General features: G+C 42.1%; 12 protein-coding genes. 2 read left to right on the forward strand and 10 right to left on the reverse strand.

What is annotated here, in order from left to right:
- Positions 1–8 precede the first annotated feature (8 nt).
- From ABIB30_RS19760 to ABIB30_RS19780, 5 genes are all read right to left on the reverse strand, one after another.
- Positions 9–3224 (reverse strand): TonB-dependent receptor, encoded by a 3216-nt coding sequence (locus tag ABIB30_RS19760; protein WP_354304761.1) that lies wholly within the window; start codon positions 3222–3224, stop codon positions 9–11.
- A 192-nt stretch (positions 3225–3416) separates the two neighbouring features.
- Positions 3417–4337 (reverse strand): transporter, encoded by a 921-nt coding sequence (locus ABIB30_RS19765; RefSeq protein WP_354304762.1) that lies wholly within the window; start codon positions 4335–4337, stop codon positions 3417–3419.
- Positions 4338–4345: 8 nt separating this feature from the next.
- Positions 4346–5395, reverse strand: coding sequence for a cytochrome-c peroxidase (locus tag ABIB30_RS19770; protein WP_354304763.1), 1050 nt, complete (start codon positions 5393–5395; stop codon positions 4346–4348).
- Between the two features lie 4 nt (positions 5396–5399).
- Positions 5400–6215 (reverse strand): MbnP family protein, encoded by an 816-nt coding sequence (locus ABIB30_RS19775; protein WP_354304764.1) that lies wholly within the window; start codon positions 6213–6215, stop codon positions 5400–5402.
- 255 nt (positions 6216–6470) lie between these two features.
- Entirely contained in the window at positions 6471–6842 is a 372-nt protein-coding gene (locus ABIB30_RS19780; protein WP_354304765.1) for a hypothetical protein, read from the reverse strand.
- An 86-nt stretch (positions 6843–6928) separates the two neighbouring features.
- On the opposite strand from ABIB30_RS19780, the gene ABIB30_RS19785 reads away from it, so the two are divergent.
- Positions 6929–8713: an ATP-binding protein gene (locus tag ABIB30_RS19785; protein ID WP_354304766.1), complete on the forward strand. Its 1785-nt coding sequence runs from the start codon at positions 6929–6931 to the stop codon at positions 8711–8713.
- A 38-nt stretch (positions 8714–8751) separates the two neighbouring features.
- Complete coding sequence (locus tag ABIB30_RS19790) at positions 8752–10185, forward strand: sensor histidine kinase (protein ID WP_354304767.1); 1434 nt, start codon at positions 8752–8754, stop codon at positions 10183–10185.
- On the opposite strand, the gene ABIB30_RS19795 is transcribed toward ABIB30_RS19790, so the two are convergent.
- The 5 genes from ABIB30_RS19795 to ABIB30_RS19815 all read right to left on the reverse strand — a co-directional run.
- Positions 10186–11097, reverse strand: a complete 912-nt coding sequence (locus ABIB30_RS19795) for a PorP/SprF family type IX secretion system membrane protein (protein ID WP_354304768.1) — start codon at positions 11095–11097, stop codon at positions 10186–10188.
- Between the two features lie 17 nt (positions 11098–11114).
- On the reverse strand, positions 11115–11873 hold the full coding sequence (locus ABIB30_RS19800) for a T9SS type B sorting domain-containing protein (protein ID WP_354304769.1): 759 nt from the start codon (positions 11871–11873) through the stop codon (positions 11115–11117).
- 156 nt (positions 11874–12029) lie between these two features.
- Positions 12030–13469: a TlpA family protein disulfide reductase gene (locus tag ABIB30_RS19805; RefSeq protein WP_354304770.1), complete on the reverse strand. Its 1440-nt coding sequence runs from the start codon at positions 13467–13469 to the stop codon at positions 12030–12032.
- 29 nt (positions 13470–13498) lie between these two features.
- A complete protein-coding gene (locus tag ABIB30_RS19810; RefSeq protein ID WP_354304771.1) occupies positions 13499–22009 on the reverse strand; it encodes a hypothetical protein in 8511 nt (2836 codons plus the stop codon).
- Positions 22010–22020: 11 nt separating this feature from the next.
- Positions 22021–23120: fibrobacter succinogenes major paralogous domain-containing protein (locus tag ABIB30_RS19815; protein ID WP_354304772.1), on the reverse strand; the 1100-nt coding region annotated here is incomplete at its 5' end.

A 23120-nucleotide genomic window follows, 5' to 3' on the forward strand; every position in this document is an offset into this window, starting at 1 on the left:
AACGAGAATTAAAAACTGTAACGAAGTCCAATCTGACATTGATAAGGATTACCTGAAGGCCTAACCACACCAGCACCATTCACTCTGTAAACAAAGTTATTAGTTGTTTTATCAAATCCATCAACAGCAGGTTTAGTTGCCGATTTAGGAATACCAAGCGAGTACAAAGCCTGGGTACCCAACGATTCATTCACGCCCCACTTCTTATTCAATAAGTTGGCAACGTTGAAAATATCTCCAGACAACTCTAAAGTGTGTGTTTTATACAGCTTAAATTTCTTGGTGATCCTTAAATCAAAGATTCCGTAAAAACTGTTGATCCCGCCATTTCTTTCCGCTATTTGTCCGGAGTATTTCAGAATATAGTCTTTCACACTCTGACTAGCATTCGGATTGTCTAAAACAGCCTGTAAACCAGCGCGTACATTTTGAGCAACTGCCGGATTGTTTCTGTCAAAGATGAAAGCCAGGTCATTACTTCCAACAAAATCACCATTCGTATTACCACCCGATAATAGCGTATAACGTGTACCACCAATACCCGAATAACGAAGACCAATCCCAATCCCATGAAAGGTTGGTAAAGTTCCATACACTACAATTTTGTGGCGGAACTGATTATCAGACGCCGTCATCTTGCTCAAATCACGCGGATCATCTTTTACCGGTAAAGATAAAGTTGCACTATTAGCTACGTTACCATTGTAAGAAGTATTATCCCTGGCATCATTCCAGGTATAACTGAATGAAATTGCACCATCTTTAAAGTATTGGTAACTACCATCAATTACCACAGCAAACTGATTTACTTTACCCTTGCTGTTTAGTTCCAATACACGGCCTAACTTATCACTGATACGCCCTTTCTGCCAATCCGGAGAACTATTCTGGATACTTTCAGCTGGCACATAAACTCCGCGGTTACCCTCGTTCGATAAACGGAAATAAGGATCAGCAACCATATTACGATCTACGTACATGTAATTGTGCCTTCCTAAAGTCATGTAACCTGTAATACCAACTTTCAAACGGTCAGTAATAAAACGGCTATAAGATACATTAGCTTTATAAACAACCGGAACCTGCGCATCATTCGCATTGGCGTTGATTGTTGTTAACTTATTCACACCAGGCAGACCAAACAAATCCTGTCCCGGAGCACTGCCAGGGTTTGCACGGTAACCAGGAAAATCAGGCCTTGGTACACTTACCCCTCTTACATCGATCGAAGCCAGGTGATTTCCGTCAAACACCATATTATTGATCGTTGCATAGTTGTTAATGTCTGAAGCAAAAATACCCGCACCAAAACGAACAAAATCCTGATGCTTATCATTGATATCCCAGTTAAACTGAACACGCGGCTGGATTTGAAGTGTAGAAAGGGAATTATCAGTTCTTAAACCAAGTTCATCAAATACCAGCTGATTAAATTTTCCTTTAGGATAGCTGCTATAATCCAAACGCAAACCTGCAACCATATCCAGCCCTAAAGCAAGTTTCGTCTGCATCTGACCATAAATTGCAGAATTATAAATCCCTTGTTTCACACTAGGATCAGCCACCAAAGGCACCTCCCTCGTATAACGGTAAGGAGTCCTCGATTCAAAATTATCCAGTGCGGAAGTTCCTGTGTTAGCATCTTCTCTAAAATAGAAACGACCGTTCAATTCACTTCCATAGGTTGAGTGTGCATTAGTATACATGAAGTCAACTCCAAAAGTATATTTGATTTTATCAGTGTTATAATAAAGGTTATCAACTAATTGGTATACATTATTTGTAAAACCTTCCTGGGCAAAACGATGACCACCCAACTGAATATCTGTTGACAGTGAACCTGTACCAATTGTAGAAGTAACGCCTTCCACAACCGCACGCGGAATATTTGCCGAAGGCAATTGATCACCAGGACTACTCAACTGGTAAGTATATAAATGTTGTGCTTTTAATTCATTGGTTAATCTCGGACTGATGGAAGTACGCAGGGAAGCCAGTAAACTATTATCAACGTTCTTATCATTACCATAAGACTCATATAAATTGATAGCCGTATTGTCTTCTAATCCTTGCGGGTTTCTGCTGTTCGTATAATTGTCACGAACCGTTAACAGGTTTTTCTCATTAATCTGCCAGTCTATACGTGCAAATGCAGCATCAGATCCTCTTTTCTTATTGAAAGAACCAAACTGAGGTGTATTTGCTACCCCATATAGTCTGCGTGAAATATCAACAAAACGATCTAGCGTAGGCTGATTAATTTTCAACCTGGTTTCATCCGCCGGAGACAGGATATTTGCAATTTGTAATGGGCGGGAATCCTTTTCATGATCCCAAACCATAAAGAAGTGTAACTTATCTTTAATAATCGGGCCGCTTAAAGAGAAACCATATTGATAAGTAGAAAAATCCGATTTACGTTTATTTCCATTGATATCATAAGGGCTGGATAACCAGTCTGCACGTCCGTAAGTAAATGCACTACCACTTAATGTATTTGTTCCTGATTTGGTTACCGCGCTGATTGCACCACCACCACTTCTTCCCTGAGTCACATCATACTGGTTGGTCACCACCTTGAATTCACGTACTGCTTCAATCGAAATCGAATATGGTGCGCCACTTCTGCTGGTTGTTGAACCTGCAGAGGTAGGGTTTTTAGCCGTCATCCCATCAATGGTAAAACCTGTAGATGAACCCAGCTGGCCTGAAATATTTGTGCCTTTACTTAATGGAGAAAGATCGGTCAGGGAAGCAAAATTACGTCCGTTTACCGGGAGTCTGGTAATGTCTCTGGCCGAAATGGTCGTCGCTGCCCCTAAGGTTTCTGTTTTGTTTTTCATTCCTGAGCCTACAATTTCAACTACAGCAAGGTTATTTACAGCATCCTGCATTAAAATATCTATTCTTAAGGCATCCCCCTGATTCAAAGAGTAACCTGTTTTCTTTTGTTCCCCAAACCCAATATAAGTAGCGGTAACCGTATAAGGTGTTCCAAGAGGAAGTTCTTTAAAAGTATATTCCCCTTTGGCATTGGTGGTTGTTCTGGTTGTAAAACCTGTGGACTCGTTCCTTACTTGCACGGATGCACCAGGAATAGTTTTTTTAAGGTCATCGGTTATAATTCCGGAGATAGATGCCTGAGTCGTTTGCGCTGCTAATTCGTTTTTAAAAAAACAACAAAATAACAGTAAGAGTACTGTGCAGAGTAAATTTTTCATCATGTGATTTGAACTTATTTTTTCGGCAAATTTAAAAGCCCTTATATTAGCATCAGAATATGTCTGTATTAAGAAATCACACCATTAGTTAATAAAAATCAACACCGAAACGCACAAAAACTAATCCTTTCTTAAACAGAACAGGCCCGAAAACCGGGCCTGTTCTGTAAAAATTCAATAAAACCTCAGGCTTTCTTAAAAAGCAACCGAAGTATGTATCATTAACCGGTTTCCCGCACTTACACTTCCTGATGCCAGATTTTGAGCAGCAATAGCCTGATAATTCACACCAAAGGAAATCCTTTTGAGATTAGCCTCCAAACCTGTTAAAATAGCCAGAGAATAACCACCAGATACATCAACAGCAAACGTTTTGCTTTCTTTATCCTTCGCAGAAGTTTCATAAAGCACGCCCGCATTTGGTGCTACGTTCAACGTTTTCGCAATCCTGATTTTATAATAAGCCAGCGCATTGGTGGTGAACTTATTTCCATAACGATAATCGTATTTGTTGGCGGTATTGATTTTATAATTGGTATTTACATTTACCCCAAAATCCATTAACCGGACATCATAAGTTGCATTCAATGTAAAATCCGTGCTGGCCGTCCCTAACTGGAAGTTATTTGGAGATTCTGTCAGCACATCCCTGTCACGTGGCTCATATTTACCACTTGGCACCTTCACCCCAGCACCAACCCATAACGATTGCACCAATAGCTGATCATTCACCGTGTTTCTGCTGCTGAAAAGATTGTAATAGCCCATCAGGGCGATATCTCCCAGTCCACTTTTCTGTCCTTTGGTTTCCACACTTTGCCGCTCATTGAAATTATAAGGAACAAAATAAAGGATACGGAATTTACTGCCCAGGTTCCAGCCACCCCAAAGCTCTGCCGACTGATAAGTTTCATTTGTAGTCAGGTAACTGGTTTTACCACCGGGTCCCAGGTGAGTTCTCAATGTTTTATGCTGATACCGCAAGCCAATAAAACGTTTATTGAATTCAGGCAAAAGCCCCAGATAATAGCTTCCTACACCGCAACCACAAATATCACAAGCAAAAGTGCTGAAGCCACAAAGGCTGATAAAAAGTAATAAAATATATTTTTTCATGAGGAATATTATTGTTCTGCCAGATCCTTCCGGGTTACGAAATCCTTATCATCCAGCGTTTTTAAAAAAGTAAGTAATTTAAGTTTATCGTCTGCAGTTAAAGAGATCCCCAGCTTACCGTTCTGTTGCAGCAAAGGATCAAGATTTGGGGTGGCCTGAACTTCTTCCGCGTAATGTGTAAGTACACCACTCAGCGTTAAAAACCTCCCATCATGCATGTAAGGAGCCGTATAACTCAGGTTCCTCAGACTTGGCACTTTAAACTTATAGTCATCTTCAGGGTTAAGTGTAGCCATAGCGCGTCCCTGGTCATGATTAGGCCCGATAGCTAAACCATTGTTCCGGAAAGCCCCATCAGTGAACAAAGGCTCACTATGGCAATTGCTGCATTTCTCCTTAAAAATGATGTACCCGGCCTGCTCATCGGTTGTAAAAGTTTGCCCATTCTCTTTGCGCATCACCTGGTCATATTTCGAATTTGCACTCACACACATCACCATAAACTGAGACAATGCTTTCATCATCCGGGCATTGGTAATTTCATCTGTCCCAAAAGCCCGGTTAAACAAGGTGACATATTTTGGCATCCGTTTTAATTTTAACAGCACGTTCTCAACCTTTTCATCCATCTCTACAGGATTGGTGATCGGGCTGATAGGTTGCAAATCCAGGTCGAAAATCCCACCATCCCACATGAAAGTTTTATTCCAGGCCAGGTTCATAATAGGTGGTGAATTCCGGCTACCTAAACGATCATCAATTCCATGACTTACATCATGCCCATGCTGGGTAAACCCTGAAGTCTGGATATGACAGGAACCGCAGGAGATGGTATTATCCCTTGATAAACGCGGTTCATAAAACAAAGCCCTGCCCAGTAAAAACCCAGCTTCAGTCAGCTTATTATTTTCCAGCTTATAAATTGGTTCAGGAAAATTGGAAGGCTTTTGAAAGCCCAGAAATGTACTAACTGCTTCCTGGATATTTGTTTCCTTTTTACAAGCATAAATAAAGAAACTAAAGGCCAGCAGTATAAAATATAATGTTTTCTTGCCCATCTTCTTAATTCTCCGTATGGTCATGGTAAAACATGCTGCTGAAATTACTAGCCACATTCACACTATAATTACTGAACATGACCTGCGGATTAGCCGCGATGCTGATATTGGTTTTACCATTGAACATCTTCATCACATCTACCAGAAAATGGACATTACTTTCCCTACCCGCTCTTACGCGTGCTATTCCAGCAGCAGAAAGATCTACCGTAACCGTTTTAATGTTATTGAAAGTAGGTGCCGAATAGCCGCCAAAACCACCAATATGGAACCTGAATTTACGGACACCAGTCGGATCAACCGGTGCCTGTTCAGAAGTCCCTTCCATTTTAAAGAAGATGTAACCACTGTTCCATCCCCAATACATCCCATCGTCCATTCCACCAGTTGGATCGAGTACACCAGTACGCTTAGTTATATCCATGGTGTTTCTTAAGCTATCTACCCCCAAAGTAAAGGTAAGCGTCTGATAATCGCCCTCAGGAACTTTGACCTTACAGAACTGTGAAGTCCCGTCACTTTCTTTCACCAGGAAATAACTTTCTTCCTGGGGAACGGTAAACTCCTGACCGTCCTTTGTTTTCACTTTAATATTGCTGATAAAATATTGAAGCAATTGTACAGAGAATTGTTCTCCGGAAGCATTTTTATAAGTACCCGTATTCAGCTGCAGGTTGCGGTCTCCTACAATATTGTCGAATTGCAGGCTTAGTGTTGCTTTATTGGTAGAAATTGGTTGCAAATCATCCTTTTTAGAACAGGCTGTAAGCACAGTCAGCAAGGAGAACATCACGATAACGTATTTATATATTAGTTTCATAAAAAATCAAATTAATTGTTGTAAATTTTTGTTTTAAATAAAAAAGCTGTCATTCAGACTCCTTAAAAAACTAAGAAAAGATAATATTTCATCGTATAGGAGTATTTAGGGCCCACCATTAAGCACAGCCCTTGCCTGACAACTACTATTGAGAATTGCCAGGGAGTAAATAAATAACAGTTAAGAAATAATGGACAGGGCATAGCCCAGCCTACCGTCTTGGACAAACAGCGACATTACATTATAAGATAAAAATTAAACGTTTCGCGGTGGATGGAAGATGTCAAATGAACGTTGCACCGTGTTTTGAGGAAGACATTCAGGATAAACAAGCTTAAAAACAGGGAATTTGAACGCTATTTTCAGCGTTTCACCAGGTAAAATTTCATGGTAACGGCTCTTCTGTTCCGCACGTTCTTGTTTTTTCTCCTTTTCCTCTGTCTGTTTTAATTTATTCATCAGGTAACAATGTCCATTGCAATGCATCCAGGGACGCGACTTATTTTCACAAAGATTTGCTGCAATAAACTGCTGGTTAGCTTCAAAACCGGCGTAAACAATAAACCTTGACAGGTTGGCACCTATCAGTGTGACTAATACAATAATTGCAATCAGACGGTTTAACATTTACCGCAAAGTTAAACATTATTAAAAACCTTTGTTCTTAAAAACCGAACTCTTTTTTTTGTAATATTGACTCTAAGATCAGGTGTATGAATATTATTATCAGGCTCAGAGAAAAGTATGCGGCCTTATTAAGAGATAAGCAAATTCCTTTAATGCAATCCAGAATCAGAATTTTAACTTTTGGATTAATCCTGATGATTGCGCTATTATCTATCATTACCATAAAGTCACTGATCAGAGGAGATTATAAGACCGCAGCAAGATTAATAATCTCAATCAGTGCGATGTCTTCCGGCCTTTACCTGATGTTTGAAAAGAATAACTGGCAACTGGCAGGCCATCTTTTTCTCTTATCGCTTTGCACCGTGATCTGGACCAATATACTGATGTACACCTTTGGCATTAATCTGGTCAGCTTACAAATCACTTTAATTATTATTTCTGCCAGCTTTTATATACTGGGAAAAAACTGGGGCATAGTTTATTCACTTGCCAGCGTAATTCCGATTATCCTGCATCTGCTGGTAACCAATGGTCAGAATGGAAAAATGACGGTTACTCCACTGCAACTGAATAACAGTTCATTCATGCTGGCGCTGATTGTCAATTTCGGCATTCTGATTACGATGCATTATGAATTTTTTAAATCCTTTTTTAAAAGCAATTCTAAAGAAAGAGAACTGAATACCCAATTGCAATCAGCGCTTAAAGAAGCACAGGAAGCCACTAAATTAAGAGCTGATTTTCTTTCTTCCATGTCTCATGAATTGCGTACTCCTTTACATGCGGTAATTGGACTGATTAACATTTTGAGCGTAGAAAATCCAAGAAAAGATCAGGAAGAAAATCTGGCTGTACTCCGCTTTTCAGCAGAAAACCTGCTCGCGCTGATTAATGATACGCTCGACTTCAGTAAAATGAATGAAGATCAGATTACACTAAATAAATCCTCTTTTAACCTGAGCATGCTGTTGCAGAATATACTGGCATCTTTCCGTCCAAAAGCAGAACAGAAAAATATTGACATCCGGTTGAATGCCGACTTTGAAAATGTTCCACTGCATATTATGGGTGATCAGACCAGACTAGCCCAGATATTAAACAATCTGATTTCCAACGCACTTAAATTTACAGATAACGGCGGACAGGTAGAAATTCTGGTCGCGACAAAAAACCAGACCGCAAAGCATATCCTCTTACATTTTGCCATTAAAGATACAGGCATCGGTATTCCTAAAAACAAACAAGAGATTATTTTTGAACCCTTTCTACAGGCGAATAATAACATTACCAAGCGTTATGGAGGGACTGGGCTGGGACTGGCTATTGTCAAAAGACTGATTGGCCTGCATCATAGTAAGCTGATCCTGGAAAGCGAAGAACATGCTGGTTCAGTCTTTTCATTTGAAATTAAGTATGAAATCGCCGTACCTGTAGTTCCCCTGGAAACCGAACAACCAATTACCGGAACCATTTCTACGATCAGTAACCTGAACATCCTGATTGCAGAAGATAACATTATCAATATTATGCTGCTCAAAAAGATCCTTGACCAGTGGAACTGCAATTACTCGCTTTCCAAAGATGGTAAGGAAGCGCTTGACATGGTAAAAACCGGAGGCTTTGATGTCGTACTCATGGACATCCATATGCCGGTTATGGATGGGTTTGAAGCTTCCAGGCATATCAGAGAATTACCAGATGTGAATATGTCCAAGATTAAGATTATTGCATTGACTGCTTCAAGTGATGTAGATATACAACAATCTTTTAGTTATACTTATCTCGATGATTACCTCACGAAACCCTTTTCGTCTCAATTGTTAAAAGAAAAACTGGAAGGAGTAGTACAGCAATTATCCGGCAAATAAACCGCTCTCCGTTGATCACCAATAAAGTCGAAATACCTATGAAGCTTAACACACGGCATCAACTCCAGCACATTTACAGCAGACGAACCGTACAACTCCTGATCCTGATTATTTTCGCAGCCATCATGATTAACGGCGTATTTTTCTTTCACCTGATCCGCCAGAATAAAGACAGATTGAGAAAAAGGGAGCAAAATGAGAAGGCTATGCTGCTCACGCGCCGTATACTGGGCAATATGAAAGATGCTGAGATCGGAGAACGGGGCTATATCCTGACTGGCAGAAAGAAATATATTATGCCCTATACCCGGGCGATCGAAGTTGTTTTTGACAATCAAAAAAGACTAACACACCATATTACCAAATACTTTAATGCAGAGAGCATCAATGATGTGGTCATGCTCAACAAAGCTATTACAGAAAAATGTACAGAGCTCGAAAGAACGATCCAGTTGAAAAATGAGCATAAAGATGCACAAATATTGGAAGAGATTAACGCTGATGTGGGTGAGGATCAAATGAATAAAATCAGGGAGATCTGTAACAACATGTTAAAGGATTTCTATGAGAATATTCAGAACGAAGATCAGAAAGTATCTGAAACACTGACCCGGACCAAGATCAGCTTATTATTTTTCAGTACAATCGTGATTGTGGTTATTGGTATTATGAGTTTCAAATTAAAGAAGCGCCAGAAAAAGATAACTGACTTATTTGATGCCCTGGAACAACAAAATTCAAGACTGCTGAATCATCAGCAGGAACTGCGTAACCTAAGTGAGACCTTCTCTTCGAGAAATTCTGAACTGGAACATTTCACGCATATCATTTCACATGATCTCAGAGGCCCACTAAATAATATCCAGGCATTGACCCGGATTCTGGAAGAACAAGACCATGATAAAACAAATGATCCCGCATTCAAAATGTTAAAGAATGTTTCAACAGGCTTATTTCACAAACTGGATGATCTTATTATTTTATTGAAACAGCAGAAAAATGGTTTACTGCTTAAAGAGACAATTGTATTCGCTGAACTGCTGGAAGAGGTTAAAAACAATCATAAAATGCAGATAGAACATTCGGGAACAGTAATTGAAACTGACTTCAGTGAATCCGGGGAAGTCGCCTTTGTTAAAATATACATGCAAAGTATTCTGCAAAACCTCATTACCAATGCAATCAAGTACCGTGATCCAAAGCGTAAAAATCAGATTTTCCTCAAAACCCATCAAAAGGAAAACACCATACACCTGACCATCACAGACAACGGAAAGGGAATCGATTTAAACAAATATGGAAGCGAGATCTTTGGCTTGTTCAAGACTTTTCATACCGAACAGGACAGCCACGGGATCGGCTTGTACCTGGTCAAAAAGCAAACCACAGAAATGGGAGGCAATATCACTGTAAAAAGTGAAGCTGGTGTGGGAACAACCTTTACCATTGTCATTCCCACAAAAGCCATATAACTATCTCCGCTGATCTTTAAGCAGGTTAATCTTTAGATTGATCTCAAAGTCTCCGCCCGTACGCTGACGCTCTCCTGCCAGCTGGCTAGTATAAAAACCCTGGATAAAAAAGTTTTCATAGTTCAGGCCTACCCCAAAGGTAGAGCTCTTGTCACTATGATACATGCCCAGAAAAGAAATCAGGTTATTCTGCAACTTTAGATTGGTACCGATATCCCAGATGTTATCAATATCCTTCGCCCCTCTGAAACTGATCTTAGGTTCTATAGACACCACATCCAGCGTAGTCCCTATTTTATAAGACATCGCAACCAGATAAGTTGATCCCAGCACAGTATTCGCTTCATCCTTTTTAAAGAATTTTTTAAGGTTAGGCAAAGCGCCTTGCAGGGTCAGCCTTTCGGTAGTATAGGCTATACCAAAATCTCCATCCACATAACTCTTGCGCTGATTGTATCTCGCAGCAGCAAGATCATCCGGCGTAGCAATAATACTGTTTTCATCCAGGCGTTCTTTCATCACCCCCAGAGAGATCCCAAAATGCAGTGCATTATTTTCCAGGTTTAGCGGCAAGTGATAAGCATAAGTCCCCATCACACGCGTCCGCCCGATCAGTCCGGCTTTATCATTGTATACATTGAAACCAACCCCCACTTTATCGACTACCCGGTAATCTCCGCTCACCGCCATTGTAACTGGTGAACCTGGTATAGACCTCCATTGATTCCGGTAGCTGATATTGATATTCATGCCCTCGTCCATCCCGGCAAAGGCTGGATTACTGATATATTGATTTTCGTAATACTGAGTTCCCAGAGGCCTTATTTGTGCCGATGCCTTTTGCAAACCAGTCAACAAGCCGATGGTCAACAAGGCTGCACAAACAATTTGTTGATGTAGAAATTTTATCATTCTTATTTATATTAATATTATTCTTTAACTAGTGTAATAAACCCGGTCTTTTGTGCTTTTCCTGAATCGATGTAAAGGATATAATAATAAGTATCCTCTGGTAATGGATTCCCATTGTATTGTCCATCCCAGGTATTGTCATATCCGATTTTAGAATAGACCACCCGCCCTTCCCGATCAAAGACCTTCAACTCATTGTTCGGGTACTGGAGGATATTTTTCACAATCCACACATCATTGACTCCATCTCCATTTGGTGTGATCATATTATTGGCTTCTATATCTTTATAAAGCACAGCACTGGTAGAGATCATACTAACTGCATTCAGATCTGAAATGACAATGGGTGCAGTGAACAGCTGGCCAACATAACGTTCCTTTTCAGAAGATACACTCTCTTTAACCAGCGTATAATCCTTATAGTTAGTACTGGTTACTTTAGAATGCGCCAGTACCAGGTCTCTGGCCTCGTTTCCATTTAACTCTATATCCAGAAAATTCAGTGCAACTTCCCCTTCAAAGGTGACAGGTTTACTAAACCTGTACATCCTTTGAATACTATTATATCTTGGCCAGATCACAACAGCGGGGCTTAGAATTACTTTCAAATTATTCAGCCCCCAGTTATTGGTTGGCACCAAGGTTAATCCATCCGTACTGAATACTGTTCCACTCTGAATAAACAGCCCATCAGCACCTACGCTTAACTGTGCCTTTAAGCTTTGACTGCCAAATAGCAGCAACCCCATGGCAATTGATACAATTATTTTTTTCATTAGTATATATTTGTTTTCAGCGGTTATGAAGCTATCATGATTTTATATTTTTCACGAGTATCGATTTGATTTTTGTGTTCAAGAGCTCGCAGGCCCGGTTCTTTTCGTTTTGTGATTTGAAAAATCATGATGGTTTTATCTTTTCAGTTTGATTCGTTATTTCATAGCGGCCTGCAACTGTTCTACAGTTTCAGGCTGGGCAACAATTTTATTGGTTTTTGCGTCTACCAAAACCAGTGTTGGCGTAGACAATACAAAATATGCGCTGGCTTCCAGACTTCTGATCCCTTGTTCCGCTCTTTTATGTTTAAAGGCTGGCAGGTTAACTTTTGCTTTTTCCCAGGCTGGAATCTCCGTTTCAGTTTCATCCAGACTAATGGCAAATACATCCATCATCTCTCTGTTTGCCGCTTGCTGATACCAGGGATACAGCTTATCAAGCAGATCTTTGCAATGCTGGCATTCTGCCGACCAGAACAATACTAATTTGTATTTAGCTTCCGTTTTATAAGCATGGAACTGCACCGATTTACCAGAACTCAGCGTCCAGTTAAAATCAGGGGCAACAGATCCATTAACCAAGGTTTCCATTCCTTTCAGTCTTTGTTCAATGGCTTTTCTTTTGGCTGTTAAACATAGAGGATCATTCAGGTAAGGCTCCAGCATTTTAATCCCGGCGGTCATATTGAAACTTTCAAAACCGGTATAGAAATAGTCAACCATCCAGCCATAAACCAGCGGGTCGCCAGTACGTACTTTTTCAATTGCTCTCTTTCCTGCCAGTGTAAATAAAGAATCACGCAATTGAACGGTTTTAGACATCGCCCCATAAATGTTCACGTATTTATCCATCCAGTCTTTAAGATCCGCAGTTTTCAATACCATCGGATTCTTGAAATCCATTCCGTCAAAGTAATGTTCAATAACGCTGTTCATCCGATCGGTTTCTGTTCCTTTCCATAAAATCGGAGAGACATACTGGAAGGCAAAACTGTTGCTGATGAAGGCAGCTTTATGTAAGTCTATCTGCGATTTTATCCACCCATTATAAGTAAGTCTTCTTTGTTCGTACTCTTGAGTACCCAACGTGAAAAACTTAGAATCAGGTTGATCATAATTCATCAGGAAATTTTGCAGCAAACCTAATTGCGCTCTTTTCTTTTCGTTGTCTTTTGAAAAAGCAGCAAATAAAGTATTCTCTATTTCTCCCTTTTGAAAATAAGTACTGTCCGGATGATTAACTGCTTTAGGACGCGCCCACAATTCCAGGTTCTGCTGATTAATAAAAATATGTCTTTCTGCCGGATAAGGATTACTGGTTTCTTTTTCCTGGTAATCAAAACGCAAAACAAATTCGGCAGGCAATTGTGCTTTGGGAATTTGTAATACCACTGCTTCACCGTTTTTAACAGCAGGGTTTTCGGCTATTGTTTTCAGAGAAGACCCTGAGATAGATTGTAATGTAATTTTACTTTTGGACACCCCTGATAAATGTATTTTCAGACTAACGTCCTGTCCGTTCACATGGACTCCAAGCAGGCATAAAAATGCAATGGATAAAGGCCGCACTGCATTTTTAAATTGGTTCTTGATCATTTCTATATTTATTATTTAATTAGTTATTCTTATTTAAGCGTAATGGTTTTATTTAAAGCCGAGGGTGATGGTGACACCACAACCTGGTCACGAATACAACGGATCGGCATTGCATAAGCCTTTGCCGAAGAATACATGTTAGCCGTTGAGCCGTTAATGTAAGGGTAGCGGGCATTATCTCCATCCTGTGCACTTGTCCAGTAATTAATCTGACCACCAAAAGCACTTTTAGCGGACGTATTATTGAGCAGATGCCCTGCTGCATGGAGTTTTAATTCGGTGGCATATCCGCTTTCCAGTGTAGCCAGTCCGTTAACTGGTGAAACCAAGTTGGTATATTCTGTTGCTGTTGGGATTCTCCATCCGCCGCCCAGCATCAATACACAAGGGTCATTAGCCGGTTTCCAGTCCGAGTTCTCCGAAATAGATCCGATCCATGCCGTATTCGGAGTCCGCACACCATTGATAGATTTAAAGCCCTGAGCTTTATTAAACTGCCAGTACCAGCCATTTGCATTGTCTGTAAGATCAGTAGCCGAAGCTGCTTCATTAGTTGCGCCAAGATCTTGTGTAATCCAGCATCTGGCAGCACCAGAAAGTGTAGAACTCACTGCATGATAAGTTACTGTTTTAGTCTCTGGTGCACCATTGGTTCCAGCAGTATGCGTCACAACAAAAGATGGTGGACAAATTTTAAAGTTCAATGTTTCTTTACTATAACCTGTACCTATGCTGTTAATCGCAAAAGCCCGGATATAATAAGACGGATTCTCCGCCAAACCGGTGAGCTGCGCATTCATTGCTCCTATTCCGGAACCAGTATGAATAACCTGATCCGCTAAAGTTGGATTTCCAGTTGTATTCCAGACAAAGCCTCTGTCTATAACTTCCTTCCCTCCACTATTCGCAATATTTGCCTGTGCAACTGCCGAGGTGGTCGTCATGGTGACAGCTGGTACCGCAACTTTACCAACCGAAGGCACGCTATAGACAAGTCCATCACGAACACAACGAAGCGGGAATCCATAAGTTTTCTCGATTGGTTGTGTAGTCGGCCCTCCTCCAGTTGTGAAATAATAGAAGTTCACACTACTTGCATTTTTAGAAGTACTTGAATAATAATTACCCTGACTCCCCCGGTTGACCAGGCCACCAGAAGCTAAATTAATTAATCCCGCGGCATGCACTTTCAGTACCGAATTATAAACTTCGGCCGGGCTCTTCCAGCCCTTATAGGCGTTATTCCATTCCGTTTCTGTAGGTATTCTCCAGCCGGTTGACAACAATTGAACACATGGATCATTGTCTGAGCTCCAATCAACCGTTTCACTGGTCGCTGCCGGCCAGGCACTTGCAGGTGTACGTGCACCCTGTGCATCCATTTTGTAACCTTGTAAACGGTTAAACTGCCAGTACCAGCCCGATGAAGATTCCGTTCCATCTGCTAATGCAGAAGGTTGTGTGTCCGCACCCAGGTTTTGAGTGATCCAGCACCTTGCTGCACCAGAAATTTCCGTACTTACCGAATGATAGGTTACCGTTTTGGTGACTGGTGCCCCGCTTAATCCTGCGGTATGGGTCACGATAAATTCTGCCGGGCAGATTTTAAAACTGATGACCTTCGGACTGTATCCTGTACCAGCACTGCTTGTCGCATAAGCGGTGATATAATAAGTTGGCCCTTCAGCCAGGTTTTTCAAGACTGCATTGAAGCTGCCAGTTCCAGCACCGATAGCAACGACAGTTCCAGATTCCAAAGCCGGATTGCCAGTTGTATTCCAGATCAGTCCGCGGGCAGTAACTTCAGCACCTCCGTCAAAAGTAATTTCTGCTGCTGCTTTGGCTGTGGTCTCTGTCATTTCTGAAAGGGTAACTACACTCACTACAGGAGGGATCTGAGGAGTATTAAAGCTTAACAGATTACCATAACCTGTACCAATACTATTGGTTGCATAGGCTCTGATATAATACTTAGTTCCTACTGCTAACGGTGTCAGGTTACTGACGAAGATTCCGGTTCCAGTACCGTTTGAAGTCTTGGTAGTTAAACTAATCAATGGATCTGTTTTAGTGTCCCAGACCATTCCTCTTGCTGTTACCGCAGCACCATTATCGGCTATGATCTCTCCTCCGCTTACTGCCGAAGTTGTCAGGATAGCTGTTGCGGGGGTGGTTTTCAACGTTGGCACATCAAGGGTGGTGAAGTTCTCCTGGTTACCGTAACTGGTACCCACGCTATTAGTCGCATAAGCTCTCACATAGTATTTCGTTCCTTTGGTTAAACCGGTCATGCTGCTGGTGAAAGCCGCAGCACCCGCACCATTTACTGTTTTTAACAAACCATCGGCGGTTGGATTTTCAGTAGTACTCCAGCAAATGCCTTTTGCAGTTACCGGCACTCCACCATCACTGCTGATGGTACCTCCCGAATTCGCAATATTTTGAGTAATTGCGCTTGGTTTGGTCGTGATCAGGGTAGCCAGATCAGGCGTGGTGAAAGCAACTGATTTTGCACTGTATCCTGTTCCTATGCTATTTTTACCATAAGCCCACACAAAATATCTGGTAGCAGGCAGTAAGTTTGTTAATGTTCCGGCGATGGAAGTTCCCGTAGCACCGACAGAGAAACTATTAGTGAAATCTGCAGGAATTATATCTGCTGTATTCCAGATCAGTCCAAGGTCAGTAATTGCAGCCCCACCATCAGAAACCAGGTTAGCGCTACCGTCTGCACTGCTCATTTGAGTATTCGTCAAAATAACAGTACTTAATGCCGGGACAACTGCCGAAGTTGTAAAAGTTAATTCGTTACCGTAAGCGGTTCCAACACTATTGGTTGCAAAAGCACGGATATAATAAGTTGTGCCTGGGATTAAACCGGCAAATACGTTGTCAAATGTCCCTGTACCTGCGGTACCATTGATAATCTTGGTCGGTAAGGCAATGGTTGGTGAACTGACCAGGCTCCATACAATACCTCTGGTCACTACTGGCATTCCTCCGTCGTCTGTTACATTTCCGCCACCTGCCGCCGAGAATCCTTCGATGGCTGTCACAGGTGCAGTTGTCAAGGTTGGCAGCGCGACCGCATTTGTAGTGATCACGATTGGACTTGCGTAAGTAATCCCAACACTATTGGTTGCATACGCTCTTACATAATAGGTTGTCTTTGGTTTTAAACCCGTCACATTTGCAGTGAAACTTCCAATTCCATGAGTAACCAGATCAATGGTTTTAGTTGGCAAATCTACTGTTGGATTGTCATAGGTGCTCCAGACAATTCCGCGACTGGTTATAGGAGTTCTCCCGTCATCTGTAATTTTACCTCCACTCACCGCTGTAGTGGCGAGGATATTTGTAGCCGGAGTAGTAGCAGTTAAGGTTGGCACGGTAAGGGTCGTAAATGATTTTTCCAAACCATAAGCAACACCTATCCCATTTACTGCATAAGCACGTACATAGTAGGTTGTATTTTGTTGTAAACCGGTCAGGTAACTGGCAAAATTGCCATCTCCATCATCAACATCACTTGTTTTAGTAGTTAAAGAGATTGTAGGGTTTTGAGTAGTGCCCCAGACTATGCCTCTTCTGGTAACCAGCGCTCCGCCATCCTTGACAATTTCACCGCCACCTGTTGCTGTTGAACCTGTAATTGCCGTTACAATATTGGTATTCAGGATTGGTGAGGTAGGAAAAATAGAAACTGTAAGTTGATTCCCATAGGCAGTTCCCGCACTGTTAGTTGCATAAGCACGAATGTAATAGGTCGCACTTCTTTCCATGCGTTCAATATCACTGATAAAATTCCCGATACCCGCTCCATTTAGTGTCTTATTGTTGACCACAGTATCTGGTTTGAAATTAGTCCTTCTGCTCCAAAGCAGACCACGTATGGTAACCGGATTTCCTCCATCATTTGTGATCGTTCCACCGCTGCTGATGGAATTTTCTGAAGTGATCACAGGATCGCTTGTGGTAATGCTGGCTAAAAGAGGCCCGGTAGTGAAGCTGATCTCATTCCCATAAGCTATACCAATCTGGTTAGTTGCATATGCTCTCACATAGTATTTGGTCACTGGTTTAAGCGTATTCAGAAAACTCGTAAAAATGCCCGCACCCCCATCATTTGTTTTAGTGGCCAGACCAGTAGTTGGCCCTGTGCTGGTACTCCAGCATACGCCTTGTGTGGTGATCGGCGTGCCACCAGTTTCCGTGATCGTACCGCCACTTAGTGCGGTTTTCCCGGTAATTGACGAAGCTTCGATCGTAGTTATGGTGGCTATTTTCGGGGTGGTAAAACTAATTTCATTCCCATATTCAGTACCTACGCTGTTGGAGGCATAAGCACGGACATAATAAGTACTGCCCGGAGATAGACCAGTTACCTGACTCGTAAACTGACCGATACCAGAACCTGTCTGAACTGTTTTATTTACCGTTATTGTGGCAAGATTAGAACCAGGCTGGGAACTCCACACTATACCACGGGTATTCGTTGTCGCGCCACCTTCATCTGTAATATTCCCCCCGCTTAAAGCCGTGTTGCCTGTAATTTGCGAAGGGATAAGCGTCGTTAATAAACTCAGTCCCGGAGGGTAAGTTGTGAAACTCACTTGTTGTCCATAAGTAACACCAGCGATGGTTATCGCATAGGCTCTCACATAATATTTTGTGTCTGGTCTCAGGTCTTTCAATTTGCTGTCGAAACTACCCAGCCCTGCTCCATTACTGGTCACATTTCCCGAAGTTGCATCAGGCACGAAGTTAGAGATCGTACTCCAGACGATACCTCTTGAAGTAACCGGAGAGCCACCGGTACTAGTCACAGTTCCACCTATAGTTGCCGAGGTATTGGCAACCAGGGTTGGGGAGTTCGTAGTTAAAACTGCATAATCCGGAGTGGTAAAACTGACTACATTTCCATAAGAAGTTCCTGCGATACTGACTGCATAAGCACGTACATAGTAGGTGGCGCCAGGAGCCAGATTTTTTAGCGTACTGCTAAAAATTCCTTTTTCGTATCCTGTTTCAGCAGTTCTGTTTATCAATTCGGCAGCAGGATCGAAATCGGGACGTGTACTCCAGATAATTCCCCTGGTACTTACCAGCGCGCCACCATTACTTGTAATTTCCCCTCCAGAAGCCGCAGTAGTTGCCATAATGTCCGTTCCTTTAGTCGTAATGATAGTAATTGGAACTGGTGGCCTGGTAGTCAGACTATCCAGGTTCCCATAGCCCGTACCCGCAAAATTAGTGGCAAAAGCACGCACATAATAAGTGGTAGACCCCATCAGATCCTTCAGTGCTGCGGTAAAATTTCCAGAGCCAGAGCCTGCAATTACATTTTCATCGGCCAGCGTTGGATTTTTAGATGTACTCCAGCAAATACCGTTACTGGTGATATAGTTACCACCGTTCGTCAGAATACTGCCACCACTGGTTGCAGCAGTGCTGGTAATCGTTGCTGGAACTGGCGTCATTGTAGTTAAAGTTGGTACACTCGGTGTTCTGAATACAATTTGGTTCCCAAAAACTAACCCTATCGGATTAACGGCATAAGCATTTACATAATAAGTAGTACCCGGCGATAAACCTTTAAGTTCACTGGTAAAGTCGGCTGTACTCTTTTGAATCGTTTTTTGCTGTATAGCAGTGTCTGGCTGAAATCCTGGGATCGTACTCCAGATAATTCCATTAACGGTCAATAATGCGCCCCCGTTACTGATCAGTTTTGCTCCGCTGAATGCGCCGGTTCCGGTAATCTCTGTGGCTTCTAAAGTTTTGATCACGGGGACTACGGGTGCACTGGTAGTAAAACTGATTTCGTTTCCGTAGGCCGTACCGGCATTGTTAATGGCGTAAGCGCGTATATAATAGGTCGTATTTCCCATTAGAAGAGTAGCACTGTGGATGAAAGATCCAACCCCTGTTCCGCTCTGCGTTTTGGTCGGTAAGTCTGTAGTCGGGTTCGGCGCTGTACTCCAGATGATCCCGCTTTTAGTTACCTGATCACCTCCATCGCTAAAGATATCTCCACCGCTCACTGCTGCTGTACTCGTCACACTTGTTGCTGCGGTAGTAATCAGTGAAGGAATAGTGAAAGTTTTAAAAATCTCCTGTTCTCCAAATACTATGCCTACGCTATTAACCGCATAAGCTCTTACATAATATGTTTTGTTAGGAGCCAGCCCGGTAATGGTACTATTGAATTTTCCTGCTGCTCCGGTTTCTATGGTCTTGGTGGATAGGGAAAGCGTGGGCGTAAAATTAGCAGTGATGCTCCAGATCACTCCCTTTGACGTAATTTCAGCCCCTCCGGTTTCTGTAACATCGCCTCCGCCAATAGCAGTAGCTCCTAAAGTTGCCAGAACTGGCGAAGTCACAACGGTTGGTTTTTCTGGTGGCCCGGTTACAAAAGAGCTCAGGTTTCCATAACTTATACCTACGTTATTCAGCGCATAAGCCCTGATATAATATTTGGTATTCCCCATTAATCCTTTAAGCTCACTAACAAAGGTGCCGCTTCCACCTCCATTACTCGTATGCAGATCGTCTATAGCAGGATTATTTGTGGTACTCCAGCAAACTCCCCGGGCATTTACAGGTATTCTACCATCATCGGTAACTTCTCCACCGCTTGTTGCTGAGGTATTTTTAATCAGTGCCGCAACAGTTGTTTTTACTTGTGGAAGTTCAGGGGTTTTAAAGATATATTCTTCACCATAAGCAGTACCCATCGCATTGATGGCATAAGCTTTTACATAATAGGTAGTTCCAGGGATCAGTGAAGTCAGGTAATTACGGAAGGTCCCCTTTGCATTACTGGTTATATTCTGTTCCGCTTTGGTAATTAAAGCCGTAGTAGGATTAGGGTTTGTACTCCAGCAAATACCACGTTTGGTGATCGGTGCAACACCATTACTGGTAATGTCTCCCCCACTGGTTGCTACTCTACCGTTAATTCCTTCAAAGCCACCATCTATATAACTCGCTGCATCATAGTTAAAAGGAACGAGCGTAGTTAAGGTAGGCAAAGAAGTGGTGATAAAACTAGATTCACTACTGAAACTTGTGCCAACACTGTTCCTTGCATAAGCACGGACATAATATAAGGTACCAGGTTTCAGATCGGTGATATTACAAACAAATGTCCCGACATCCGTAGGATTAACAGTGGTTGATGGGCCGTAAATAATGTTCACGCGATCGGTGCTCCAGCTCATTCCGCGTTCGGTTACGACTTCACCTCCATTGTTAATGATGGTTACTTCACTCACTGCCGATACATCTGTAATGTCTTCGATTTTGATATTCGGAGAGCTTAATACTGGCGCGGTAGCTGCGGGAGTAGTAAATTGAAGCAGGTTACCATAAGCTTTGCCAATAATATTTACTGCATAAGCCCGTACATAATAGGTAGTGTTTTTGAGCAGGTTTACCAGGCGGCTTGGAAATGTCCCAACACCAGAACCATCCAGTGTGAACGCCGCACTTTCATCATCTTTTGGATCACCGGTTGTATTCCAGGTGATGCCGCGTGCGGTAACTGGCGCACCACCATCACTGCTGATTATTCCGCCACTATTGGCCATTACCGGAAAGATGTTGTCAATGTCCAGCGTAATAATGGATGGCAAAGAAGCCATTGCCGAAGTAAAGGTTAAGTCATCGCCATAAACTACCCCCGAACTGTTAACGGCATAGGCACGTACATGGTAAACTGTATTGGCCTGTAACCCGGAAATGATCCCCGGAAAAAGGCCAGTATCAGCACCGAAAACAAAGTTCCTGGTTTTAGTAGCCGACGTAGTATCGGGATAAATACTGGTTCCCCAGCAAATTCCCTGCAAGGTGATTGCTGACCCACCGTTGCTGCTAATTTGTGCACCACTAAGTGCTGAGATATTCGTGATTTTTGTAGGTTGTATTGTAGAGATGACTGGTAAACAGCTGATGTCTTTCCATTTGGTACCATCGTAAAAACGAATAGCTTTTGATACAGTGTTGATATAGATAGCTCCTGCCGCTAAGCCTAAAGGCAAGGGATTACCAATAAGTACTGGTAATTTGGAAATCTTTAATTCACTATTGGTGGAAAAACCATTGTGTGTTTTAAAACTACTTTTTGACAAAAGCTTAGCGACCGAATACCAGGAATCCCCATCATTGACCATCATAGTCTTTGTTGTTTTAGAGAAATAAACTCCGCCGGAAGATGCAGTTCCTGAAGGCTCTTCGTTTAGAGAAGACAAGTATGGAATTCCTGTTTTTACTTCGAGGTAATCTTTAACTGTAGTAGTAGTATTGATATTACTGCTGCATAAAGTTCCCCAGGTTGCCCCGTTATAGATCATCGGCTGTTTATCTGCCTTACTGTAAATCAACATTCCGGGTAAGGGTGAGCTGATAGTTACAGGATCGATTGCAGGAAGATGAGGTATACCACCGATGACCCTAAAAAATGCCTGTGCAGAAACTGAAACAGTTCCGGCAAGCAATAGGATACAGATAAGTTTTATCGTGTGGTAAAGTGTCTTCAATTTTTTTCTTATTAGTCTTTTAAGCAGCGCAATGGTAAGCCTACTGCTTTATCATTATAACTTGTTCTTGAATTGTTGAGGTAATACGCCTGGCTATTGTTTGTATAGATTGAGCTGGTCCAATAATTACTATTGACACCTCTGATATTTAAATTTCCCGCATTAGTTAAGTCTCCGGCTGCATGAAGTTTCAATACAGAAGCGTACATGTCGGCTGCATTTTTCCAGTTTTGAGGAGTAGCAGCAGCACTGATCCATTCCACATTGGTTGGGATACGCCAGCCAATACCCAGCATTTGTGTACATGGGTCATTGTTTGCAAGCCAGCCTGAGCCTTCACTAATCGATGAAATCCATACGCTTGCAGGTTTACGGGTTGTGCCATCATGCTGATAACCTTGTAAGCGGTTGAACTGCCAGTACCAACCTGAAGAAGCTTCAGTCACATCTTTTAAATCAGTGGCTTGCTGGTCTGCCCCCAGATTCTGGGTAATCCAGCATTTATCGGTACCCGATATTTTAGTACTCACCGAACCATAAGTCACTGTTTTATCTACAGCAGCTCCTTTTACCCCCGCTTTGTGAATCACAGTGAAAGGCATACATACCTTAAAACTGGTTGCAATTTCACTATAGCCAGTACCTACACTATTGGTTGCAAATGCTTTCACATAATAAGCAGGACCGTTCTCTAATCCTGAAATCAATCCGCTGATCGTACCAGTTCCAGAACCCATCGGCACCACCTGGTCTGAAAGTGTCGGGTTACCTGTAGTGTTCCAGACAAATCCACGGGCAGTTACGGTTTCACGTCCATCAGGATTAATAATCGCAGATCCTTTAGCCGTGGTAGCTGTTACTTCTGCCAGAGGAAGAATCACATTACTTACCGAAGGAAGGGTAGAAACAACTTCGTTCCGAAGACAACGAACTGGCAGTGCAGCAGCTTTGTCTGCCTCCAGCATTCTCCAGCCGAAAAACGCAGTCGCAGTGGTATTTGAATTTGCCGTACCGCTCCAGTAACGACTATCAGTACCTTTGGCAGTTAATCCTGCAGTATTATTCATCAGATAACCGGCTGTATGCAGCTTCAGTAAAGAAGCATAGCTTT

The sequence above is a fragment of the Pedobacter sp. UYP1 genome, from assembly GCF_040547305.1.
Lineage (GTDB): Bacteria > Bacteroidota > Bacteroidia > Sphingobacteriales > Sphingobacteriaceae > Pedobacter.